This is a genomic window from Enterococcus sp. AMC1252, assembly GCF_058216515.1.
In genome coordinates this window covers 1,446,585-1,469,837 of sequence record NZ_CM177097.1, presented here as the reverse complement: position 1 = coordinate 1,469,837, position 23,253 = coordinate 1,446,585, and the positions used below count along the sequence as shown (strand labels likewise).

The 23,253-nt window shown below is 35.7% G+C and carries 25 protein-coding genes, 1 tRNA gene and 1 other annotated feature; of the genes, 2 read left to right on the top strand and 24 right to left on the bottom strand.

What is annotated here, in order from left to right:
• Positions 1-16 precede the first annotated feature (16 nt).
• Positions 17-961 carry a ferrochelatase gene (hemH, locus tag AC4BB5_RS06890; RefSeq protein ID WP_490458614.1) on the top strand — a complete coding sequence of 315 codons (945 nt, stop codon included), beginning with the start codon at positions 17-19 and terminating at the stop codon, positions 959-961.
• A 78-nt stretch (positions 962-1,039) separates the two neighbouring features.
• Here the strand turns inward: hemH and AC4BB5_RS06885 are convergent, their stop codons facing one another.
• From AC4BB5_RS06885 to AC4BB5_RS06795, 19 genes are all read right to left on the bottom strand, one after another.
• Entirely contained in the window at positions 1,040-1,588 is a 549-nt protein-coding gene (locus tag AC4BB5_RS06885; RefSeq protein ID WP_490458613.1) for a hypothetical protein, read from the bottom strand.
• Between the two features lie 209 nt (positions 1,589-1,797).
• Positions 1,798-2,649 (bottom strand): MetQ/NlpA family ABC transporter substrate-binding protein, encoded by an 852-nt coding sequence (locus AC4BB5_RS06880; protein WP_490458612.1) that lies wholly within the window; start codon positions 2,647-2,649, stop codon positions 1,798-1,800.
• A gap of 35 nt (positions 2,650-2,684) precedes the next feature.
• Entirely contained in the window at positions 2,685-3,314 is a 630-nt protein-coding gene (locus tag AC4BB5_RS06875; RefSeq protein ID WP_490459037.1) for a methionine ABC transporter permease, read from the bottom strand.
• 49 nt (positions 3,315-3,363) lie between these two features.
• Positions 3,364-4,401 (bottom strand): methionine ABC transporter ATP-binding protein, encoded by a 1,038-nt coding sequence (locus AC4BB5_RS06870; protein WP_490458611.1) that lies wholly within the window; start codon positions 4,399-4,401, stop codon positions 3,364-3,366.
• Positions 4,402-4,580: 179 nt separating this feature from the next.
• Positions 4,581-4,825 (bottom strand) — a binding site (T-box leader).
• A gap of 57 nt (positions 4,826-4,882) precedes the next feature.
• Positions 4,883-5,209, bottom strand: a complete 327-nt coding sequence (locus tag AC4BB5_RS06865) for a glycine cleavage system H family protein (protein WP_490458610.1) — start codon at positions 5,207-5,209, stop codon at positions 4,883-4,885.
• Positions 5,209-5,565, bottom strand: coding sequence for an arsenate reductase family protein (locus AC4BB5_RS06860; RefSeq protein WP_490458609.1), 357 nt, complete (start codon positions 5,563-5,565; stop codon positions 5,209-5,211). Before AC4BB5_RS06860 ends, AC4BB5_RS06865 begins: the two co-directional genes overlap by 1 nt.
• 18 nt (positions 5,566-5,583) lie before the next feature.
• Entirely contained in the window at positions 5,584-6,768 is a 1,185-nt protein-coding gene (locus AC4BB5_RS06855; RefSeq protein ID WP_490458608.1) for an FtsW/RodA/SpoVE family cell cycle protein, read from the bottom strand.
• Positions 6,769-6,911: 143 nt separating this feature from the next.
• Complete coding sequence (locus AC4BB5_RS06850) at positions 6,912-7,406, bottom strand: hypothetical protein (RefSeq protein WP_490458607.1); 495 nt, start codon at positions 7,404-7,406, stop codon at positions 6,912-6,914.
• Positions 7,407-7,422: 16 nt separating this feature from the next.
• The gene (locus AC4BB5_RS06845; RefSeq protein WP_490458606.1) at positions 7,423-8,154 is read right to left on the bottom strand and encodes a hypothetical protein; all 732 of its coding nucleotides are present in this window, start codon (positions 8,152-8,154) and stop codon (positions 7,423-7,425) included.
• 9 nt (positions 8,155-8,163) lie between these two features.
• Positions 8,164-9,576, bottom strand: a complete 1,413-nt coding sequence (locus AC4BB5_RS06840; RefSeq protein WP_490458605.1) for a phage tail protein — start codon at positions 9,574-9,576, stop codon at positions 8,164-8,166.
• Positions 9,576-10,295: a hypothetical protein gene (locus tag AC4BB5_RS06835; protein ID WP_490458604.1), complete on the bottom strand. Its 720-nt coding sequence runs from the start codon at positions 10,293-10,295 to the stop codon at positions 9,576-9,578. The genes AC4BB5_RS06840 and AC4BB5_RS06835 overlap by 1 nt, the downstream gene beginning before the upstream one ends.
• Positions 10,295-13,258 (bottom strand): coiled-coil domain-containing protein, encoded by a 2,964-nt coding sequence (locus AC4BB5_RS06830; protein ID WP_490458603.1) that lies wholly within the window; start codon positions 13,256-13,258, stop codon positions 10,295-10,297. Before AC4BB5_RS06830 ends, AC4BB5_RS06835 begins: the two co-directional genes overlap by 1 nt.
• Positions 13,258-13,563 (bottom strand): hypothetical protein, encoded by a 306-nt coding sequence (locus tag AC4BB5_RS06825; protein WP_490458602.1) that lies wholly within the window; start codon positions 13,561-13,563, stop codon positions 13,258-13,260. Before AC4BB5_RS06825 ends, AC4BB5_RS06830 begins: the two co-directional genes overlap by 1 nt.
• A gap of 53 nt (positions 13,564-13,616) precedes the next feature.
• On the bottom strand, positions 13,617-14,024 hold the full coding sequence (locus AC4BB5_RS06820; protein WP_490458601.1) for a tail assembly chaperone: 408 nt from the start codon (positions 14,022-14,024) through the stop codon (positions 13,617-13,619).
• A 90-nt stretch (positions 14,025-14,114) separates the two neighbouring features.
• Positions 14,115-14,672 (bottom strand): phage major tail protein, TP901-1 family, encoded by a 558-nt coding sequence (locus AC4BB5_RS06815; RefSeq protein ID WP_086312614.1) that lies wholly within the window; start codon positions 14,670-14,672, stop codon positions 14,115-14,117.
• A 137-nt stretch (positions 14,673-14,809) separates the two neighbouring features.
• Entirely contained in the window at positions 14,810-15,049 is a 240-nt protein-coding gene (locus AC4BB5_RS06810; RefSeq protein WP_490459036.1) for a capsid assembly scaffolding protein Gp46 family protein, read from the bottom strand.
• Positions 15,050-15,336: 287 nt separating this feature from the next.
• Complete coding sequence (locus AC4BB5_RS06805) at positions 15,337-15,522, bottom strand: hypothetical protein (protein ID WP_490458600.1); 186 nt, start codon at positions 15,520-15,522, stop codon at positions 15,337-15,339.
• A gap of 548 nt (positions 15,523-16,070) precedes the next feature.
• Positions 16,071-17,246 carry a hypothetical protein gene (locus AC4BB5_RS06800; RefSeq protein ID WP_490458599.1) on the bottom strand — a complete coding sequence of 392 codons (1,176 nt, stop codon included), beginning with the start codon at positions 17,244-17,246 and terminating at the stop codon, positions 16,071-16,073.
• A 502-nt stretch (positions 17,247-17,748) separates the two neighbouring features.
• Positions 17,749-17,821 (bottom strand) — tRNA-Thr (locus tag AC4BB5_RS06795).
• A 137-nt stretch (positions 17,822-17,958) separates the two neighbouring features.
• Here AC4BB5_RS06795 and AC4BB5_RS06790 point away from each other — a divergent pair.
• Positions 17,959-18,195, top strand: coding sequence for a hypothetical protein (locus AC4BB5_RS06790; RefSeq protein WP_010763354.1), 237 nt, complete (start codon positions 17,959-17,961; stop codon positions 18,193-18,195).
• Between the two features lie 92 nt (positions 18,196-18,287).
• Here the strand turns inward: AC4BB5_RS06790 and upp are convergent, their stop codons facing one another.
• The 5 genes from upp to prfA all read right to left on the bottom strand — a co-directional run bounded on the left by upp (position 18,288) and on the right by prfA (position 23,250).
• Positions 18,288-18,917, bottom strand: coding sequence for a uracil phosphoribosyltransferase (upp, locus tag AC4BB5_RS06785; RefSeq protein ID WP_069645130.1), 630 nt, complete (start codon positions 18,915-18,917; stop codon positions 18,288-18,290).
• A 79-nt stretch (positions 18,918-18,996) separates the two neighbouring features.
• The gene (glyA, locus tag AC4BB5_RS06780) at positions 18,997-20,235 is read right to left on the bottom strand and encodes a serine hydroxymethyltransferase (protein ID WP_490458598.1); all 1,239 of its coding nucleotides are present in this window, start codon (positions 20,233-20,235) and stop codon (positions 18,997-18,999) included.
• A gap of 55 nt (positions 20,236-20,290) precedes the next feature.
• Positions 20,291-21,328 carry an L-threonylcarbamoyladenylate synthase gene (locus tag AC4BB5_RS06775; protein ID WP_490458597.1) on the bottom strand — a complete coding sequence of 346 codons (1,038 nt, stop codon included), beginning with the start codon at positions 21,326-21,328 and terminating at the stop codon, positions 20,291-20,293.
• A 4-nt stretch (positions 21,329-21,332) separates the two neighbouring features.
• A complete protein-coding gene (prmC, locus tag AC4BB5_RS06770) occupies positions 21,333-22,184 on the bottom strand; it encodes a peptide chain release factor N(5)-glutamine methyltransferase (protein ID WP_490458596.1) in 852 nt (283 codons plus the stop codon).
• On the bottom strand, positions 22,177-23,250 hold the full coding sequence (gene prfA / locus AC4BB5_RS06765; RefSeq protein ID WP_010765450.1) for a peptide chain release factor 1: 1,074 nt from the start codon (positions 23,248-23,250) through the stop codon (positions 22,177-22,179). The genes prmC and prfA overlap by 8 nt, the downstream gene beginning before the upstream one ends.
• Positions 23,251-23,253 lie beyond the last annotated feature (3 nt).

The following is a 23,253-nucleotide window of genomic DNA, read 5'->3' as shown; positions in this document are numbered from 1 at the left end:
GAAGGAAGGTTTTTCAATGTCTAAAAAAGGCATCATCATCATCAACCTTGGTACTCCAGATAAACCAGAGACCAAAGAAGTTCGAACTTATCTTAAGCGCTTTTTAGGAGATAGACGAGTGATTGATACGAATCGTTTAATCTGGTTACCTGTTTTACACGGAATCATTCTACGAACGAGACCCAAAAAATCAGCTGCTTTGTACCAACAAATTTGGCTAGAAGCGGGTTCCCCTTTACTTATTCATACTCAGTCGCAAACGGAACAATTGCAAGAACGTTTTCCAGGTCATGTCGTTCGTTATGCAATGTCGTACAGCAAGCCTTTGATTCCAGAAATACTAAAAGAAATGCATGATCTTGGTGTTACTGATTTAACGATCATTCCACTATATCCACAATATTCAACTACTACCACAGCGCCTATTTTCGATGAAGTCGCTAAATTTTATTTGAAAGCTGAAGCGATTCCTACTTTGCATTTTATCCAATCGTTTTATGATGAGCCATTATATATTGAAGCTTTAGCGAACCAAATCAAACAAGCTTTAACAGAAAAAAAGATCGATAAGATTGTTTTTTCTTATCATGGAATTCCAGTGTCTTATGTTGAAAAAGGCGACCAATATTTAGAACACTGCAAACAGACGACTCAAGCTGTGATGGACCAAATAGGCGATGTTCCTTTCATCAGTACATTTCAATCAAAATTTGGACCAGCTGAATGGCTGACACCAGCGACGGATCAAACATTAAAAGACCTCCCTAAACAAGGCGTTAAAAATATTTTAATTCTAACTCCAGGTTTTGTTTCTGATTGTTTAGAAACCATTGAAGAAATTGAAAAAGAAAACTACGGATATTTTATGGAAAATGGCGGAGAACACTTCCATTATCTTCATCCATTCAATGCAGATCCGATTTTTGTTGATATCTTGGAGCAACTTGTAAAGAATCGCTAAACTATTTTTCAACAAAATACACTTAGAAAATAAAAAAGAAGGAATGCTCCCTAACCACGGGAAACCATTCCTTCTTTTTTATTGAACGTTTAATGAAATGTATGCAGGTTCAATTGTTACTTTAGACATATTTTCTACATTTGGTAATACAGACCAGTTCGGTACAATACTACGATTCGCTTTTACAAACAGAGTAGTCCCCAAAGCACCTTGAGAAATTGAAACCGTTGTCCTAAATACAGGATTTAATCCATTTACTTTATCAATCGTATACACCCAAATCTTTGTATTACCGTTAAAGTAAGATTGACTAGGCGAATATGTACCAGTAAAATCAAACATGCGATCTTTCACAACGTATTCAGCTTGGATATTATGATTATTTGCTGTAACGTGAGCATATTTAATTTCACCAGAATAATCATTATATCGATAGTCACCTTTACTAGTTGACTCATAAACGCCTGAATAAATTCTCTTCCAAGTTCCACTTGGATCAAATGTCAAAACTGTTCCTTCGTTCATATTAATATTTTCTGCTGCTTCTGTTTTTTGACTGTTGGAAACAAATGCAATTAATACAGTAAAGACTGCCATACCCAATAAAACCACTTTACTTTTTTTCATCTTGTCGATCTCCTTTTTTAAGCATCTTAATTCTAAAATAAAATTAACATAAAATCATTTTTTTTTCAACAATAGAATTTATTAACATACAAAAAAGATTGAATAAAATACAATAAAACCATCTTCAAAATTGAAGGTTATTCTGATATATCTAATCAATAAAAAAAATCTGAAATAAGCCTTTTTTGCTCATTTCAGATTTCTTCTTTTTATTTATCTACTGGTTTAACTGATCCATCCCATTTTTTAAGAATCCAATCTTGGATTTCTTTACTGTGTAATGCATCAACTAATTTTTTGATTTTATCGCTATCTTTATCTTCAGAACGAACCGCTACAATATTCACATAGGGTGAGTTATCTTTTTCAAGTAAAATTGAATCTTTCAAAGGATTTAAACCCGCACCATAAGCAAAGTTTGCATTGATCGCTACAAGGTCCGCTTCATCGTTGTTGTATGTTGTCGTTAGAACTTCTGGATTGATGTTATGGATAAATTTCAAATCTTTAGGATTCTTATCGATATCTTCAAATGTCGCTGTTTCTAAATCCACACCCTCTTTAACCGTTACTAAATCAGCATCTTGCAAAATCGTAATAATACGACCCCAATCAGATTCAGAGTTTGAGGTAATAATCGTTGCGCCGTCCTTTAAGTCTTTAATATCTTTGATACGTTTTGAGTATAAGCCCATTGGTTCGATATGGATGCCGCCAGCGTTTGCGAAATCGTACTTATTCTCTTTGACTTGTAAATTGAAGTATGGAATATGTTGGAAGTAATTCGCATCGATATCGCCTTCAGCCAAGTTTTTATTTGGTAAAATGTAATCATCGAATTGAACAATTTCTAAATCAATACCTTCTTTTTTCAGAATTGGTTTCACTTGTTCTAAAATTTCTGCATGGGGTGAAGCGGATGCGCCAACCTTTAAAACAGACGTTTCTTTTTCAGATCCCGCTGATTTACTATCATCTGTTTTGTCTTTTGGTCCACCACAAGCGACTAATCCAAATGTAACAACTGCTAATGCTGCTAAACCGAATAATTTCTTTTTCATATTTATTTCCTCCAATTGCTTTCTATTTTGATTGTTTATCGTTTGTCAGAACGTTTCACTAATTGATCGCCGACAAATTGAATAATAAACACAATAACCAAGATTAAAACTGTTGCGACCAATGTAACGGTATTATTATTACGACTAAATCCTTCTTGATAAGCTAGACCACCAAGGCCGCCACCACCGATGATTCCTGCCATTGCAGTAAAACCAATCATGGTAATTGTCGTTAAAGTAACACCTGATAATAAAGCTGGTGTACTTTCAGGAATCAACACTTTAAAGATTTTTTGAATTTTGGAAGCACCCATGGCATCTGCCGCTTCTAAGACTCCGCTGTCAACTTCACGAAATGCAATTTCAACTAGGCGGGCGTAAAATGGTGCAGCTGATACGATCAACGATGGAATCGCCGCTTTTGCGCCAATACCTGTACCGACTAGTTTTCTCGAAAAATCCATCAATAAGATAATCAATACGATATAAGGAATCGAACGGAAAATATTACTAACTACTGATAAAATACTGTAACAAACTTTCGCATAAGGTGATTTGTTACGGCTTAAGCTATAAAGTAATAGCCCTAATAAAAATCCTATAATAATAACAAAAATCATCGCAACAATCGTCATAAATAATGTATCGATCGCTGCCTGCTGCATTGATTCTGGATTCACCCGACTAAAATTCAAATATTTTTCTACAAATGTCTCATTGGCCACGATGAATCACCTCCAAACCAACTTCTTTTTCTTTAAAGAATGTCAACGTTTTTTCGACTTCACTTGTTGATCCGGTAATCATAACGGTCAATGTACCAAATGCGCCTTCTTTTGCCTGTTGAACTTGTCCTTGCACAACATTGATGTCTACAGTAAACTTACGAATTGCTTGAGAAATTACCGGCTCATTTGCATTGTCTCCGCTGAATTGAAGTGTGGCTACAAGCCCTGTAGGATTTTCCTTAATCAGTTCTTGTAATAACTCTTCAGTGTCCTCTTTAGGTTCTAATTCTTGTTGGACAAAGCGCTTTGTAACAGCTTGTTTTGGATGTCTAAAGACTTCTAAAACGTCGCCTTCTTCTACTATTTTTCCTAATTCCATTACTGCAACTTTGTTACAAATTTTGCGAATAACATGCATCTCATGAGTAATCAATACAATCGTTAAGTTTAATGTTTTATTGATTTCAAGAAGCAGATCCAACACTTCATCCGTTGTTTGAGGATCTAATGCACTTGTTGCTTCATCGCATAAAAGGATTTCTGGATTGTTGGCTAAAGCTCTGGCAATCCCCACACGCTGCTTTTGCCCACCAGATAATTGACTCGGATACGCATCGCCTCTCCCTTCCAAACCAACTAAATTCAAAAGTTCTTGTGCGCGTTCTTTTCTCACACTCTTTGGAACATTTGCTAACTCAAGCGGCAACATGATATTTTCTAAAATCGTTCTTGACCACAGCAAGTTGAAATGTTGGAAAATCATCCCAATTTTTTTACGAAATTGACGTAGCTCACGATTGGCCATTTGAGCCATATTATGGCCTTGGATAATCACTTCTCCTTCTGTTGGTAGTTCTAAACCATTTAATAGTCGAACTAATGTACTTTTACCCGCACCTGAATACCCGACGATGCCATAAATATCTCCTTGATCAACTGTTAATGAAACGTCACTCACAGCTGTTACTTGTCCGCTTTTACCGGAAAATTGTTTTTGTACGTGTTGCAATTCGATTAGAGGCATTTTTTCCCCTCCGCTTTCTTTGGTTTTGCTTCCTTTTTTATTATACTACATGCTTTGCGTTGTATTGTGAAATAAAGGAAACTTCTCTCGCTTCGTTTGCCAAGTGCTGTTCAACATCCGTTTGCTTTGTAAACTGTGTTGAACATGCAAAAAGCTTCCGCCCTCTGTCATTAATCTGACATAAGGACGAAAGCTTGTCTTTCGTGTTACCACCTTGATTTACCATTATTTCACAATAATAGCCTTATACAGTACTTGAACTCGCATACTGTCGTGCTGTAACGGGCACTCCCGTAATAAGTTCACATCTGCTCACTTATTCCGCTCAAAGACCATCTTCCATCTCAATTATGTTGCCCATTTTCAGCACACAAGGCTCTCTTCAAACACTGTTGACATGTACTCTTCTTTTCAAAGCTTTTACTTTTATTGATGAAATTATAGCAACATCTATATGGCTTGTCAATCATTTTTATCCCTACTATAGTTCTGTTACATCAACATCAGCCAAAACAGCGATCCAAGCATTTGTTTGATCAGCATCGTCCAATACACTTGGATCTTGTTCGGCAGCTTCATTGATTGAAACAATCGTACCGCTGATTGGTGCACTGAATTCGCTAACTGCTTTTTCAGCTTCCACTTCAATCAATGAATCTCCTTTTTTCAATGTTTGGCCGACCTTTGGCATCGTCGCAAAAGTGATCGTACCTAAGTCTTCTTGCGCTTCATTTGTCAAGCCGATTTTATATCCTTCATTTGTTTTCAAAATCCATAAGTTATCGATTATTTTCAACTCTTCAGCCATTATTTAATAGCTCCTTCATAATCAGATTCTTTAAAACCATTTGCTAAAAATTGATCTCCCTTAACAAAAATCGGACGTTTGATCAACATACCATCGGTCGCTAATAATTCGCTTGCTTCTTGGATTGAAAAGTCATTGACTTTATCTTTCAATCCTTGTTCTCTATAACGGATACCGCTTGTATTAAAGAAACGGCGGACTGGTAAATCACTTTGTTCCATCCAACTTGCTAATTGTTTTGCAGTAGGTGGATGTTCGATCATATCGATCGTTTCGTATTTCACTTGATGTTGATCTAACCAAGCCTTTGCTTTCTTACAAGTTGAACATTTTGGATACCAGAAAAATGTGTACATTTTAACGCCTTCTTTCATTTAATAGTCTTCGATCGTTGCTTCTTTTTGATATTTCATTGACATGATCAATCCTACACCTAGCATATTTCCTAAAATCGAGGAACCACCTTGACTGATAAACGGTAAAGGAATTCCTGTTAATGGAAGTAATCCGATATTCGCACCAATATTTTCAAATACGTGAAATAAAATCATCATGATGATCCCTGTTGCAATGTAGGCATAAAATTCATTATTTGTCTCAAAACAAACACGAATCATGCGGTAAATCAAGATAAAGTAGAGCAAAATAATAAAGCAACCGCCAATAAAACCAAAGTTCTCACCTACAACGGTGAAAATCATGTCTGACTCTCTAACTGGTACATAAACATCGCTGACATTAAATCCTTTTCCAAGTAAACCACCAGAGCCAATTGCTGTTATTGCTAAAGCGGGTTGGAAAGAACGGTCTGGGTCATGATGAAAAGGATTGATCCATAAATCGATTCGGTCAAATTGATAAGGTTTAAACCCAACTGAATAAAGAAATTCACGTCCAGTCGTAGTAGTTACTAAATAAATCGTTCCCGCTCCTAATAATAGAGCTGCCAAAAATGTAGGTAAAATAATTTTCCAAGAAATTCCTGACATCAAGAATACTCCACCAAAAATGGCTAAGAATACTAACATCGTCCCAAAGTCATCTTGTAGTAAAATCAGCAAAATCACTGGCATAGTCACTAATAACATTTTTCCAATCAACCAGAAGTCCGATTTTATCGTTCGATTGACATTCTTCACATTGTGCATCGTCACCACATAGGCAAGCATCAAGAGGAAGGCCACTTTCATCAATTCAGAAGGTTGGAAAGTCGTGCCTCCAATACTGATCCAGTTTTTAGAACCTGTTTGCGCTTCTAAATAAGGGTCATAGAATTTTAAAAGTAACCCCATCATGATTAATCCAATTACATAAAAAACTGGAGTCAGCCGCCAAAGAAGCTTAGAACTGAAATGCATGACGATCACAATACTAACCCCACCGACCAAATACCACAAACCTTGTTTCATCAACATATTGCCAATTTCTGGTCGATTCGGATCATTACTCAACGCTACATAAAGTGACAGTATACCGATGATCGAAAGAAGGAACACGGGTAAAATCACACCATAATCAATTCTATTATCTAAGTTACGCATTAGTTTATTTTTATTCATTCGTCATCCCTTTTCCTTAAATCATACGCCTTTTATTATAACTTTCTATAGGGAGAAAAGAAAGTATAGACTTGATGATTTTGGAAAAACTTTAGGGAATTCGTTATCATGTAACAATTTTTCATAAGGTATCTTTTACTATTTTAAAGTTCTGACACAACTAATTTAAGATTTCTAACATTAGAGTTTGTATTGTTTAAACCACTATCTCCTACGTACTTTACAGTTATTACATCATTTTCATTAAGATATAATCCCCCTATAGCTGAAACTTCTACCATTGTTCCCAAAGCCATTTGTGCTGACGATGTAAGTTTTGCTGTATTATTTACGCAAACTCTTAAGTCTGCCCAAGAGCCCTTACTAGACATGTGTATTGAAACCGAAGATGAAATGAAATACAATCCTTTTCTCGTTATCGTAATCCCCAAATTATCATCAGTCTTAGCTAATGTTGTTCCAGCTTCTTGGTTCCCAATTGGTAAGGCGAAACTTGAAGAAGTAATAATAATTTTTTCCATGGTATTCCAAGCTCCATTAGCTTTTTTATAATTAGTTCTTGTCTCTAGCTCAGAAAAATTTTCTTGGATCGTTTCCGCTCCATTTTCCATTCCTCTATAAATTTTTTCTAATTCCATCTTTTTTTCCTCCTTCTTATTTACGTAATTCAAACATAATTGAACGCAGGTTTTCTTCATCGATGATCATGTAATTCAATTCATCGATCATCATAATTTCCGCATCCGTTTTATATTCAACAGGCAATGACACGACACTCTCACTAGCACCGACATGTGTAATCTGACAAGGTATGGACTGACTTGCTGAACCTCCAAACAGTCCTACAGGTTCTGTTCCTAAATTCATAATTCCAACTCCATGTGTCCATGTTCGAGCGTTGATTTCGGGTTGTACTCCTAAATTGTGCTGAATCGTTACATCAAAACCTACTGGTAAGAATTTGACTAATAACTGTTCAATATTTTCTAAACGATCATCCAATACAGGAAATTTCCCGTATAGTTCACTACTTCGCGCATTAATCAGTTCACTATCTATCGTTGCATTCTGCTGAACATCTCTAAATTGCTCTTCTAATTTCGTTTGTCGTAGTTCAACTTGAGTTTGTCTTTTCTCTGTTTTTTCAGCAATTTCTTTGATTCGATTGAATAAAACGCTTGAGTATTCTGAAATTCTGGCAATAGCTTCTCTTACATGACGTCGCCACATTTTAGTTCTTACCCAAAGAGCATATTTTTGCGTCAGCGGATCAATCACACCAAATTTGATTGCCTCTTCGATTTCTTCCACATCTGTAGGATCTTTGTAATCGACCTCATGATTTTCACCTGTGGGTTGTGTGTCATAAAATTTTTGTTCTGGCATTTTTTTCACCTACTTTTTCTGTAATTCTTTTACTAGTGTATAGAGTTCTTCTATTTTCGTTTGTTGTTCTGTTAATTTTATTTCTTGTGTTTGAATCAGTTCTTTTTGCTCATTAAGTGCACTGGATTGTTCTTTTAAGCCTTCTTGCTGTTGACTTAGAGTTTGCTCGAATTGTGGTAAAACAGCGGCCTGTTCTTCTAATTGCTGCGTTTTTATTTTCAAGTTATCAATTGTTCGATTACTAGCTCCCACATTTGTTTTGACCGTTTCCAGTGTTTCGCGCATTCCTTTGTACTCTAACTGATATTGGGAAAATGTCTTTTTACCACTGCCAATTGTTAATCGGATCTTTTGAGGATTTAAAATATCGATTTTTTTCTCAATTACTTGTAAGGTCTCTTTCTCATATAAATAAGGATTGTACACTGGATAGGAATTGCCCAATTTGATAATCTCATAGCGTTTATCTAACAAACCTAGTTCGATCACTTCTGCACTCCAAGTAATCAACATCAAGCGCTGATTATTTAAGTATTCCTGACCTCTTCGTTTCAAGGTGTTTTTATCCGTTATATTAGGAAAATCGACGATGGTTTGAATTACACCAAATTTTTTAACAAGTGAAACATCTTCTAAAAAATTTTTACCATTATTCACGCTCTCAATTGTCGTTTTAGGTCTAAATTGATTTGTTTGAGTATCTGTTGTTGCATCTACTTCAAGATCTTTTCCGATGGGTACGATTCTCGTGGCTAGTTCAGAAATATCGATTTCTCGACTAGCACTTTTTAAATTACGAGCAATCTGCAATGGCGTACTCGAAGTAATACCATAATCAGCTAAATAATCTAAATACAACAGACCATTTTTTTCTCTAAGAATCAAATATCCACCTAAGCGATCTAACAACTGATTTTTGATTACTTCTGCTGTTTTACCATAGTCTGAACCACGGTAAACTTGTTCAGAATCTTTGACAGTCACAGCACCTAAATAAATTTTTTTATACGGTTCTACTTGGGCATTGTGTTCATTTAATATCTTTTCTAAAAACTGGCGAACAGTCATTACTTTAGATTGCATATATTTTTGCGTACTATCATATAGAAATGCTTTTTGATCTTCGCACAATATCTTTTCGATAAAATGACCTTGGCTGTTCATCCCATTGGAAATTTTTGCGACTCTTCCTTTGAATAATTGACCATTTCGATCAGAAACTGTGACTAAATTAACGATAGGTTCTGCTTTTCTATATAAGGGATTATTGACATTTATTGAAAATTCAAATGTACTAATGCCTAATCCTTCCAATGAAAGTTCCAAATCGCCTGAGTTCACTTTGTTTCCAAAATTCGCTGGTTCATGTATCACTGTCCCTTTTTTATCTTGAGCGTCTTTGAAAAGTGTTACTTGATACATTACACCATCACCTCAGTCTCAGTAATAAAGCGAATATGAGCGTTTCCAAGTAACGTGAGGCGATTTTCACCTCTTTTTAATTTGAAAAATAAATCTTGGTTTTGCCCTTTTTGAATGTCTAATGATTCACCGTCATCCGTGATTAATTGCATTTTTCCAGTTGCAGTGATGATTGGACTTGTTGCATTTACGCCATCATTGATCAACAAAATAGTTCGTTGACCTTTCACAAAGAATCCAGTCCATTGATCCACTCCATCGACAAAATAATCAACATCAAATTCATCAGTATAGCCAGCTGCATCTTTCAAAGCAAATGGGTAGCAATCAAAAGTTAACGTTAGAGTCAAAGAATTTCGATTTTGATCATCATCTGCTCTTACACTTGTACATTTCCCCAACCAGTGACAGCCATCCAACCATGAATCAGTAATCGATGAGATTTCATTTAGCATCAATTGTTCCTTAGCTTCTTGTTCTAAGCGTTTACGCTCTTCATACGTTGTTAACGGTCGATATAATTTCACAGTAAGTTTTCGATTATCAAATACTTTTTCTCCTAACAACATTGAGAAATCGTACACCCCTTGCATAAAAGGAATGCTTTCAATTATTTCTTGTTCATCTGGACTTGGGGCATCATGGTCTAAAACATAATAGCCCGCTTCTTTACTGTTGAAACGTCCCATTTCAATATATTCATTTATTTCAATTGCCATTAGCGATACCTCCCTGCAAAGCCAGCTTGATTGCCTAAAAAGCCATCCATTTGATTGCCGATTCCGCCAACTAAGGCACCACTTTCTAAGACAACTTTCATATTTTTAATGGTTTCAATCATTTCATGTATTTGATTGACCATACTATTTTGCACATCATGTTCCACCTTCACTGTTGCTGTAGGTGTATTGGCATTGGTATCTGATACAGCATTTTGAATTTCAGTGACCATATTTCTGGCACTTGCTACTGCAACGTCTGTATCTTCCTCGATGCCGACTGCCACACCTTGGGCGATAAATTTACCAACAGTATCTCTAAAAAGTCTTGAAGGAGATTTTATGATGGCCTTTTTCTTCGCTTCTTCATTCACTGCACTTACCAATTGACGCATCGCTTCAACAGCGTTTTCTTGTCCTGAATTAATACCTGTTGCAACACCTGCTGCCATATTTGACCCTACTGAATTGAAATTTAATGAATCTGCTTGGCTTCGTGCTGCCGTTGCTAGCGCTAGTCCTGCATTTCCTGCATTGCCAGCTTCTTGTCTAACCCCTACTACATAAGCACCTGAATTTCCTGCTCCAGTTGCTTTATATTGAGTATCTTCTTGTTTTAAAGCATCTGTTCCAGCTTTTGAAAGTGCTCTATTAGCAGTTTGTACTTCTCCTATTTTAGAAGTCGAACCTGTATTCATTGAACTAATCAATAAGGCACCAACTTCATTGGCATCCAGCTCTCCTGCTTTCAACCCTTCAATCAATTTATTCTTACCAACATCGCCTTGCAAGAACAATTCATCAGGCAAACCACTGATTCCAGCAACTGCATTCTCACTTAATTGCGCTCCAACTTGTGTTAAATCTCCACTCTGTAAAGCGGTTGAAAGACTGTCACTAGCATCAAGTCCTCTGCTTTGTAAAATACCAGCAAGTACGGTCATTTGATCATTGACACTATTGTTCGATTCACCATATTTAGTTACAATAGCGGCCAATTCTTGATCTGTCATTTCGCCCATGCCTTTTAGACCAGTAGAAACTGTCTCAGCTTTTAGCTGTTCATTTTGCTGCAACATCGTTAACATATCGGCACCCGCTTGAGTTTGTTGCTCTTTCGCTTGATCGTTGTGCATTGTTAGGGCTGTAAGTTGCTGATTCAAATTCGCTTTTTGTACTTCATCAGACGTTTCATTGATTTGTTGTTGTAATGAGGCGATTTCCTCTTCATTTGAGACCATCTGCTCTTTTCTATTTTGATACAGAGCTTGCGTAGCACTCACGGTTGCTTGTAATTCAGTTTCACTTAATTGTTGACCTAACTCTAACTTTTTCTGACTAGCTTCTATGATTAATTGTTGTTGTTCCATTAATCCTTCACGAACAGCGTTATTTTGATCTTGCAATGTTTTGCGCTGTTCTTCAGATAGTTCTTGACCTTCTAAGGTTTTATTGTTGAGCAACATTTCTTTATTCGCACTTGCGATAGTCAACATTTCACTAGAGCCAACACCGGCTTGAGTGATCATCGCTGAATACGCATTACTTTGGGCTGCTATTTGTTTCTCACCTGTTAATTCATCGGCTTTTGCAAGTTCTTCCCCAACTTTTTCTTTGATAGATTTCATGTTGTCAGCATGTCGTCCCATGATTTGTTCTGCAGCTTCAAAACGAGTAGTTGATTGTTCCATTCCTTCACCCGAGAACGCTGTAATTGCAGCTTGTCCAATTTCAGAGTATTTAGATTTTAAGCTGTCAATTCTAGTTCCTGCTTCATCTAAGCTCGTTTTATAAGCTTCGCCCATTTCTTTGACTTTGTCACTTGTTACTGCAGCCTCTTTTCCAAGTTCTTTCGTTGATTCTGTTAGTACACCTTTTACAGCTGAATTTTCTCCTAAATTTTTGAACTCATCAACAATATCGCTAACACTACTTTTTACTTTACTAAATTCCTCATCAGCACCTTTGAAATCACCCGTTAAAAGTTTCCAAACACTGTTTCCTAGCGTTAACAACGTCATAAAGCCATTTACAACAGACATGACTGTTACTACTAAAAATCTGAACGCATCAACGACTGCTGCTGCAGCAACGACTAACGTTTCAATAAAGAAAGCGCCTACTGGTTTTAAAACAGACATTAGCTGATTAAAGACTGGCGCTAAACTAGTGACCGATCCTTTGATTTTGTCAAAGGCAGAGGTTACAAATCCTTGAATATTATTAAAATTTGATTTCCAAGCCATAGTCACTGCCGAAACTGCAGCAACTATCAAAGTTAGTCCAATGCCGATTGGATTTGTTAATAAGAAACTACTCATGGTGGTAAACGAAGTCACTACACTTTTTACCATACTAGAAATGTTTGTTTGAAAGAATGGAACGACTCCACCTGCTTCTATAACACTAAGTTTAAAATTACCAAAAGCTAATTTTGCAGATTCTTCTAACGTTTGATTTAGTGCCGTTAAGTGTTCTTTGACAAAACTGAATGCAGGTCCAATTCTCATAACAGTGCTTTCAAATCCCGGAGTAGTTCCACTAATTTGTTTCTTTGCCTCTTCCAGCTTCTTTAAATCTTCAACAAGGCTAAGAACCTCAGTAGTTGGTGAACTAGTGATCATATCAAAAACGCCCTGGAAAACATCTTTTAATCCTGACACCTTTTCACTAGATTGTTCTAGTCCATCTATAGTACTTTTAAAGCTCACTATTGGATCTACATTGCTCATTAAGCTGGTTAAATTAGTCAATTCATTAAAAGCTAAACTACTTGAAATGCTAAACAAGTCCATTGATCCAGCTGTTATATTAAGATTATTTGACAGTTGAAGACATGCTTGGATTGATGTTTCAGCTGTGTTTTGGAAAAAAGTCAATAAATTTGTTACCTGTTGAAACACAGAAGTAAAATTAACATCTTCCACTTGAAGTCTAGTTGTTTTAATATCTATTTCTTCCATTATTTACCTCCTCTCTGGTTCTTTTTTGCCACGACTTCTTTTGCTCTTAAAAGACGTTTACGCATTTCATACAAATCTTCTGTATTCTCCTGTTTTTTAATACTTTTTTGTTTAAAATCCGATAAAATCCTTTGCTCATTTTTCTCGTAGTCATAAATACTTTTTACATCATTTATAGCAAAACGACCTTTTTTCTCCGCCTTAAATAAACGATTCGCAAAAGCTGTCGCATAAACTCTTCGTTCTTTTTCATTTTCGTTCAGCAAATAAGCCTTTGTTCTAAGTGAATATTCCCAAGGCGTCATTCGCTCGATTTCTTTTAACGTGATCCCTGAAAAATAACGAAAGCAGCTAAGGACTATTTCGTCATAGCTTGCTCCAAGCCGGCTTTGGCTTGTGCTTCGACTGTTTTCATCATTTGTTCGATCGTTGCTTTGATCTTCATCGTTCTTTTTTTCAATAATGGCGCCGATGTTAAGAACTCGATAAAATTTTCAAAGAGTACTTCAACCTCATCTGACGTTTCTAAGTACTCGATGATGTCACGTTCTTCTAGCTCATCATACGTACTTAAACTTGCAATTAAAACTGATTTTAATGCGTTAGGATCACCATCAATCAGTCCGCCGATCAATAGTGTTAAATTATCTACTTGTTCTGAATCTTTCGGTAGTGCATTGATTTCATTTAAGAATTTGAATCCAAAAATCAAAGGATATTTTTTGTCTGCGATCGTTACTACTGCTTTCATTGCTTTTTTGGCCATGTGTTATTCCTCCAATATAATTTTTAAACAATGAGAGACAAAACTAAACGAGTCTTGTCTCTACATCGTCATGTTTGATTAAGTTACTATCTATTCTGCTGGTGCTGTGGGAGTTGTTTGCGGTTCATAAATTGCTTTAGGCTCTTCTGGTTTAGCATCTACTACTGTATCGTAGAAGAATGCTTTCGCTAATTCATCATTTTCAGCATCTACAGTCGCTTCTCCATTGACTAATAAACCATTCAAATTCAACATAGTGGAAACTGACGCATTACTTTCAGCTTCTGCAGCGTCGGGAAAGTTCCCTAAGATCCCGGTACCGTATTGTGCTTTATATTTACGTTTTGCACCTTCGACTGGATTATCGAAAAAGATTCGCCATACTTCGATCTCTTCACCGTTTTCATAAGCATATTCCAACATGCTAAAAACATCTGTATTTGTTTTTAAAAATTCCATTTCGATGTTTGATTCAATACTGCCGCCAGTTGCAACGCTACCGTCTTTAGTGGCTTGTGTTTCTACGTTTGTTTCGCGGTTATACGTATGACTCATTTCTAAAGCTAGTAACCCCGCTTTTTTGTGTGCACGTTCCTTTAATAAACGAAACATTAATTTGACATTTTTACCGTGAATTGCTTTTTCCATAATTGATTCTCTCCTCTTATTTAACTATTTTTTTGATGGATCATAAGTGTTTTTCCCAGATCTTTTTACGTGAGTAAATGCTTGCACGTTTCCATAGCTTTTTATGTCTTCAATGCTTGGACGGTGGAGCTCTTCGTTCAGTCCTTTTCCTTTTTGATAGAAGAAACAAAATTTATGACCGCTTGGGCATTTCTTTTAGTCACTTCTGTACTTTCGTTAACAATACTTTCAATAAGTTCATTATCAACAGGTAGATCATGCTTAATAAAAATTGCGGTTGCTTCTTTATATGAAGAAAAAAGGGATATTTCTTGTTTTCTAGAAGTTATTTCTGCTTTTCTTTTTTTCTGCCAGCGATGATGCTTTTGTTTAACGATTCTATCGACATCAGCATCAGTATATTTACATTTTTGATTTTTTACGATTTTGACTCTCTCCTTTTTGCAAGTTCATCTCGTCAACTGCTATGTCCTAATATTAATTTACTTTGATAGGTGCTACCGTTCACAATTCTCCCATTATTCTTTCATTTTTCTATTTTGCACAACATCGTACGTTGAAATAATCTCAACAAAAAATAGACCATACAAAACGAAATTCATTTTGTATGGCCTATTCATTTAAAAACAATTTTTTTATCTGCAGTCTCTTATATGACATTTAATTATTTTACAATATCCAAGACCTTTTCATACGCTTCAATTTGAGCGTATAGTCGTTGGACTTGCAATTCATTCTCAATATAATTGATAGAGTTTCCAAGATTTTCTTGACGCTTGTCTTCTAAACGTTCAACTTCCTTTTTTGCTTCGTTCGCTAACTTATTGATTTGATCAATTTTTTCTGACATGGTGCATTCCTCCTATATACTTAGTTATAAGTCTAGTGTAGGCTCTTATTTGTAAATACACAAAGATTATGTATGAAACCTCTTAGGTGGCGGAAAAATGATTAAAAAATTCAAAACCTTTAATATGTATGATTTTGAATTTATTTTTTATTCAAATATAATATTCTAACTTGACTTATCCATAGTTGCTCTGAAACATTTCAGGAATTTCCCAAATATTATTACATAACAATTTGCGCTTACTTTTAATTAATAAGCGAATTTTTCAATTGATATACTACTTCACTTTATAAACGTTTATTTTACAATATCCCGTCGTATACTGAAGTTTGAATTTAAAGAGCACAGGACAAACAATGCAGCTAATAATAAAAACATCATTTTATAATTCTCATTTTCGAATTCTATTAAATACATTTTTACACTTTTTTTCTATCCTTAAGTTTAGAAGCTTTCGCTCAGATAGACATTATAAATTTATTGTTTTACGTTGATCTATCAAAAATTTTTCTCAATTGCAGCCTATCACAATGTATGAATTATCTTGATTAATAATCCACTCTATCCATTAATTTTTTTCCTCTCCATTTCGTATTAGGCTTATCAAGATACACTGATCCATACATTTCATATCCATCAAAATCTACTGATAAACTTTCAGCTAAAAAATCTTTTATTATTTTTGCTGATTCAAAGAAGTAATCAATGGAATTTCCATTAAAATTCAGAGGTGTAGGTACTTCATCTCTTATTTTAACGAATCGGTCTATTGGCGTTGGATGTGTATTATATACATTAAAAGGAGGATTGATTTGTTCCAAAACAAACTCACCAATATCAAGAAATATAAACCATATTAAAGCGGCTTCGTACTTCATCCTATATTGAAATTTATTATACCTTGGTCTTGTTAATGAGTTTATATCTGCTTCAAATTCTTCTTTTTGGTCATTATTAAAAATATCAGTTTTATATTCTAAACCTTTATAGTCTGTGTAAAAAGTTCTAGTAGAATAAAAATTTTTATTTAAATGACCACACAAATGGTGAGAAAATTCATGTCCTGCAATAAATTGAAGTTGCTCATTAACTATTTTGTTTATATCATTGCTGATTTTTTTGGGAACCTTTCCACGTGGGTCCAAATAAAAATCCATTGTTTCAGTTCCCAAAAAAATGCGTATCGCAATTCTTAAAGCACTTAACCGAACATGCTTAGGAATCTCTACACCAAAATTCATCGTTGCAAGTAACATATAATAAAGATAGTATCTTAAGGATTCATTTAAATATATAATTTTACCAAACTTCGTAGTATTTTCAGCAAAACCGTTGAGAGTATTTGAGAAAATATCTCCATATCCGATAGTATTACACACTTCTTTATCTTCCTCAGTGAGTCTACTTAAAAAATTTTTATAATGTTTAATAGAAAAAGATTTTTCCAACGACCAATTTTTGATTGTTCGTGCTTTTGCACAGTAAACTCTTGTATATCTAGCATTATCTGCAATAATATTAGCTCTTTTTTGCAATATATAATCTTCTGCTTTTTTAGGTGTTATTATTCTTTCAATTTCAGAGTTCGTACAGAATCCTTTAAACCAGTATCTTTCTATAGATTCCTCTTTTCCATCTAATTGAATATTTGGGTATGTATTATAAATATAAAAATCACTATTTTTTCCTGATATTTTGGCTATAGAATCATTCTTTTTTTTCATCTTCTTCTCCTTTAAAGAAATATGACCAGCAAAAATTATTTTTTTGCCCCTTATATATTTCTTTAATTCTACCAAAAAGTAAACAATATTGAAAATTTATTTAACCTTGCCTTTTACAATATTACATACAGGACAAATCCTTTACTATACGAAATTCATTAAAGTTTTCATGTCTAATGGAGAGACTCACAGCCTTGAATATTAATCCAAAATAAATAAAAAATTATCAGAAAAAATAATATACCTATTAAAATTACACGACTTCACGATTTTAGACATTCTCAAGTTGCTTCAATAACTACTATAATTGATACTTGCGTTGATTTATATCCAAGCTCACAAAAATCAATGAGCAACAAATTTGATTAATATGACATTTTTGATTTATAAAACAACTTAACAAAAAAATTTTTAGTAAATATTTTTTTAGTTACTATACCTTCGAAAACAAAAAATAGCTATACCAACTCCGTTTAGAAATTAGTGTAACTATTTTTAACTATGCCAGCTGCAGGGATCGAACCTGTGACCTATGCGTTACGAGTGCATTGCTCTACCAACTGAGCTAAGCTGGCAATACAATCAAAATTATAGAACTAAACCCATTCTTTGTAAAGTCAAAAAACCTACTTTTTTAAAATAAAATTAGTTTTCTGAAATTTTTCTTAATTTATGGTATAATGGGGATAGTTAAGAAAGGAAGTTTTTTTGAATGTCTAATTTCGGTAACTTTAATCGTCCTGTTGAGCCTTCTGCGGAAGGGGATTTATTCACTGTTGATACTCAGGTCACTTTCTTGATGCATGGTCAGCCACAAACAGGGATTATTACAAAACAATTAAATAATTCTGCTGTTGTGGAGATTGATGAAAACTCTGATAACACTGATTTAATGGTAAAAAGTAACGGTGTGATCGTCATCAATTATAAAAAACTAAAAAAAGTATAACTCCTTCCATCCATTATTATTGGATGGATTTTTTGTTAAAAAAATAACAGATAGACAACATAAACACGTTGCTTATCTGTTATTTGCTTTTTTTACTTAGTTCCGAATAAACGGTCACCAGCATCGCCAAGACCTGGAACGATGTAGCCATCTTTATCTAAATACTCATCTAATGCCGCAGTATAAATATCGATATCCGGGTGCGCTTCTTGTAAAGCTTTCACACCTTCTGGCGCTGCAACTAAACAAACAAATTTAATATTGCTGCCGCCGCGGGCTTTCAACGCATCGATTGCCATGATTGCTGATCCGCCTGTAGCAAGCATTGGATCAACTACGAATAATTGACGTGCATCAATATCTTCTGGCATCTTCACAAAGTATTCAACTGGTTCTAATGTATCATGATCACGGTATAAACCGATATGTCCAACTTTTGCTGCTGGAATCAATTCCAAAATACCATCTACCATTCCAATACCTGCGCGTAAGATCGGTACGATTGCTACCTTTTTACCAGATAATGTTTTTTGTGTTGTTTCACAGATCGGTGTTTCGATCACAACGTCTTCTAAAGGCATGTCTCTTGAAACTTCGTATGCCATAAGCATTGCGATTTCATTCACGACTTCACGAAAAACCTTTGTTCCACAATCCTTATCTCTAATGATTGTTAATTTGTGTTGGATCAGTGGATGATCAATAACTTGGAATTTTCCCATGCTCATTCTCCTTCAATAATTTATTCCTTCCTATTGTAAAACAAAATCGAGCGATTGACTAGTCAATCACTCGAAACTTTTACTTATAAAGTGGATATTTTTTTGTAAGTTCACTAACAGATGCTCGAACTTCAGAAAGAACGACTTCATTTTCGTGATCATTTAAGACTTTAACGATCAATTTAGCCACTTCTATACAATCGTCTTCCTTAAATCCTCGTGTTGTGATCGCAGGTGTTCCAATACGAATACCACTTGTTTTAAAAGGGCTAAGTTGTTCAAAGGGAATAGAGTTTTTATTAGCGGTGATATTCACGCTATCTAAAATTGCTTCAGCCTCTTTTCCATTCAAGCCAAAACCACTCACGTCGATCAATAATAAATGATTATCAGTCGATCCACTCACTAAACGAGCTTCTGGTGTTTGGTTGAAGACTTTTGTCATTGCTTTAGCATTTTCAATCACTTGTTCACTGTATTCTTTAAAGGTAATATCTAATGCTTCTTTAAAGGCTACTGCTTTACCAGCAATCACATGTTCTAATGGTCCGCCCTGAATACCAGGGAAAATATTGCTATTGATTTTTTTCGCTAGCTCTTCATTATTTGTTAAAATAAGTCCGCCACGAGGTCCGCGTAATGTTTTATGTGTTGTCGAGGTTGTGATGTCAGCATATGGTACTGGATTAGGATGTAACCCAGCCGCTACAAGCCCCGCAATATGCGCCATATCCACCATTAATTTAGCGCCAACTTCATCTGCGATTTCACGGAATTTTTCAAAATCAATCGTGCGTGAATAAGCACTTGCTCCTGCTACGATCAATTTTGGTTGATGTTCACGTGCTAAAATACGCACGACATTATAATCGATCACTTCAGTTGTTGGATCGACTCCGTAACTGACAAAGTTATACGTTTTCCCACTAAAGTTCACTGGTGAACCATGAGTTAAATGTCCTCCCGCAGACAAATCCATTCCTAAAACGGTATCTCCTGGTTCGATCAATGAAAGATAAGCAGCTGTATTTGCTTGTGAGCCCGAATGAGGCTGAACATTCGCAAATTTGGCCCCAAATAATTCTTTTGCACGGTCGATCGCCAAATCTTCAACGATGTCGATAAACTCACAACCGCCATAATAACGTTTGCCAGGATATCCTTCTGCGTACTTATTTGTAAGAATACTTCCTTGTGCCGCCATAACTCCTTTAGAAACAACGTTCTCTGATGCAATTAGCTCCAAGTTGTTTTCTTGACGTTCATTCTCTTTTGCAATTGCATCCCATAAATCTGGATCAAATGTTTTATAATCCATTAAACAAGCCTCCATTTCATTTGTTTGTACCGATTGTATCATAATTAAATGCTCTCTACTTGAAAATCGAATCAATTTTTAGAATTTTTTGATTTGCTGCTTTTTTCAACCGGTTCATATAGGCAATTCCTAACCCTGATTCTGTAAAGGACTGCGCAAATATCACATTTATATTTTGTTCATCCAGACTTCTAAGTCCAGCAAATAGTAATTTAGTTCCTTGTTCCACTGACCCTTCACCAAAAGAAAAAATGGCTTCTACATCGGATGAAAAAGTCGATGTAATATAATCGTCCGCAAACAAACCGATTCGCTGTTGTTTACCTTTAGCCCATTCGATCGCTTTTTCAAACACTTCCTGATCACCGTCAATAATCCAAACAGGAACATCTGGAGAATAGTGCTTATATTTCATTCCCGGAGCTTTAGGAGCTTCTTCTTCGCTGATTAAGTGTTGATCGACAAGTACTTGACCTACAACTCGTTCCAAACTTTCTTTTGTAACAGCTCCAGGTCTTAAAATCACTGGGGTGCCATCTTTTGCTGTTAAATCCAAGACAGTTGATTCCACACCGATTTGCGTTGGCCCATCGTCTAAAATACCTGCAATATTCCCATGAAGATCATGATAGACGTGCTGCGCTGTTGTCGGGCTTGGTTTGCCAGAAGTATTGGCGCTTGGCCCTACCAAGGGAACACCAGCTGTTTTGATCAACTCTAAGGTGTTCTGATTATTTGGCATTCGAAAAGCAACCGTATTTAAGCCTCCTGTCACACTAGCCGAGAAAGTATTCGGCTTCACATCAAAAATCAAGGTTAATGGCCCTGGCCAAAAAGAATCTACTAAAGCTTTTGTATGATCAGGAAAATCATTGACGTATTGTTTGACCATTTCAAAATCACTCACATGAACTATCAGCGGGTTATCACTAGGACGACCTTTGACGGCATACACTTGTTTCACAGCAGTTTCATCTAATGCATTTGCCCCAAGTCCATAAACTGTTTCAGTTGGGAAGGCGATTAATTCACCCTGTTGGATCAACTCTGCTGCTTGATCGATTTGATCTGCTGTAAATTGTTTCGTTTCCAATTGCTTATCCCTCCTCTTTTTTAGATGAAACGATCACCATACGATCATTTCCCGATAAGTCTTGGGCAACTTGTACTTGTTTTTGTGGAAAGGCTTGCTGAAAAAGTTGCCTAACCGCTTGTCCTTGCTGAAATCCGATCTCTAAATACATTTTGCCATCTGGTTTCAGAATCTTTTTAGCTTCGTTGGCCAATTGCTGATAAATCGCTAACCCATCATTTTCAGCAAATAAAGCTGTTTTCGGCTCGAATGTTCGTACACTTTCATCCATCAAATCCCATTCAGCATTACTGATATAAGGCGGATTCGAAATTAAAATGTCGATTTTTGTATCCTTCATCGGTTTTAAGCCATCTCCATTTTTAAAGAGCACATCTGCTTCTAAGCGTTTGGCATTTTCTTGTGCGATTTTTAATGCTTCTTTTGAAATATCAATTGCTGTTATCTGCCAATTTGGTCGAGCTAATTTTAAACTGATGCCGATCACACCCGTTCCAGTTCCAACATCCACAACAGTTAGGTGTTCATTTGTATTTTCTTTTAAACAACGGTCAACCAACTCTTCTGTTTCTGGTCGAGGAATCAAGGTATGCTCATTGACTAAAAATTGTTGGTCATAAAAATCACTATAGCCTAATAAATATTGGGGCGGATAATTTTCTGCAAGTTTTTTTAAGTCTTCAGCAATTTGCTGCTCATCTTCTAATAGTATTTCTTCTTTCAAATGAAGAAGCCAATCCGTTTTACTCCAGCCTTTTCTTTCCAAAAAAACGAAAAGAATGCTATACCCTTCTTTGCCTTGTTTTTCTAAAAAAGAAGAAGCCCGTTCAAGGACTTCAAAATAACGGTTACCCATTTTGCATCTCTTCTAATTTTGATGTTTGATCGTATAACACTAATGCATCCACGATTTCATCTAATTTCCCAGCTAAAATTTGATCCAATTTTTGAATCGTTAAACCAATACGGTGATCTGTCACACGGTTTTGTGGGAAGTTGTACGTACGGATTCGTTCAGAACGGTCTCCTGTACCTACAGCAGATTTACGATTTGCATCGTATTCGCTTTGTGCTTCTTGTTGCATTTGGTCATAGACTCTTGCTCGTAAGATTTTCATCGCTTTTTCGCGGTTTTTGATTTGCGACCGTTCATCTTGCATGGCAACCGCAATCCCAGTTGGAATATGGGTCAAACGAACAGCAGATGCCGTTTTATTGACGTGTTGACCACCGGCGCCACTAGCATGGTAAATATCGGTACGGATATCTTTATCCGCAAGATCTAATTCAACTTCTTCTGCTTCTGGTAAAACGACAACCGTTGCTGTTGATGTATGAATCCGCCCTTGTGATTCAGTTGAAGGAACACGTTGAACACGGTGTGCTCCACTTTCATATTTTAGTTTAGAGAAGACATTGTCTCCAGAAATCATCATGATGACTTCTTTGTATCCACCAATTCCAGTGATGCTAGCTTCCATGACATCTGTCTTCCAGCCTTGTGATTCCGCATATTTTTGATACATACCGAATAAATCACCCGCAAATAAAGCCGCTTCATCGCCTCCAGCAGCACCACGAATTTCCATGATGATATTTTTATCGTCATTTGGATCTGTTGGCAATAGTAAAATTTTGATTCGTTCTTCAAGAACGTCTTTTTCTTTTTTCAATTCTGATAATTCTTCTTTAGCCATTTCAGCCATTTCGGCATCTAATTTCTCACCTAATAGCTCTTCTGTGTCACTAATTCCTTCGACTACTTGTTTATAGCGGCGGTAAACATCGACTGTTTCACGAGTATTCGCCTCTTCTTTAGACAATTGCATAAAACGTTTTGTATCACTGATGACTTCTGGGTCACTTAATAATTCACCCAGCTCTTCATAGCGATCTTCGATTGATTGTAACTGATCGTACATAGT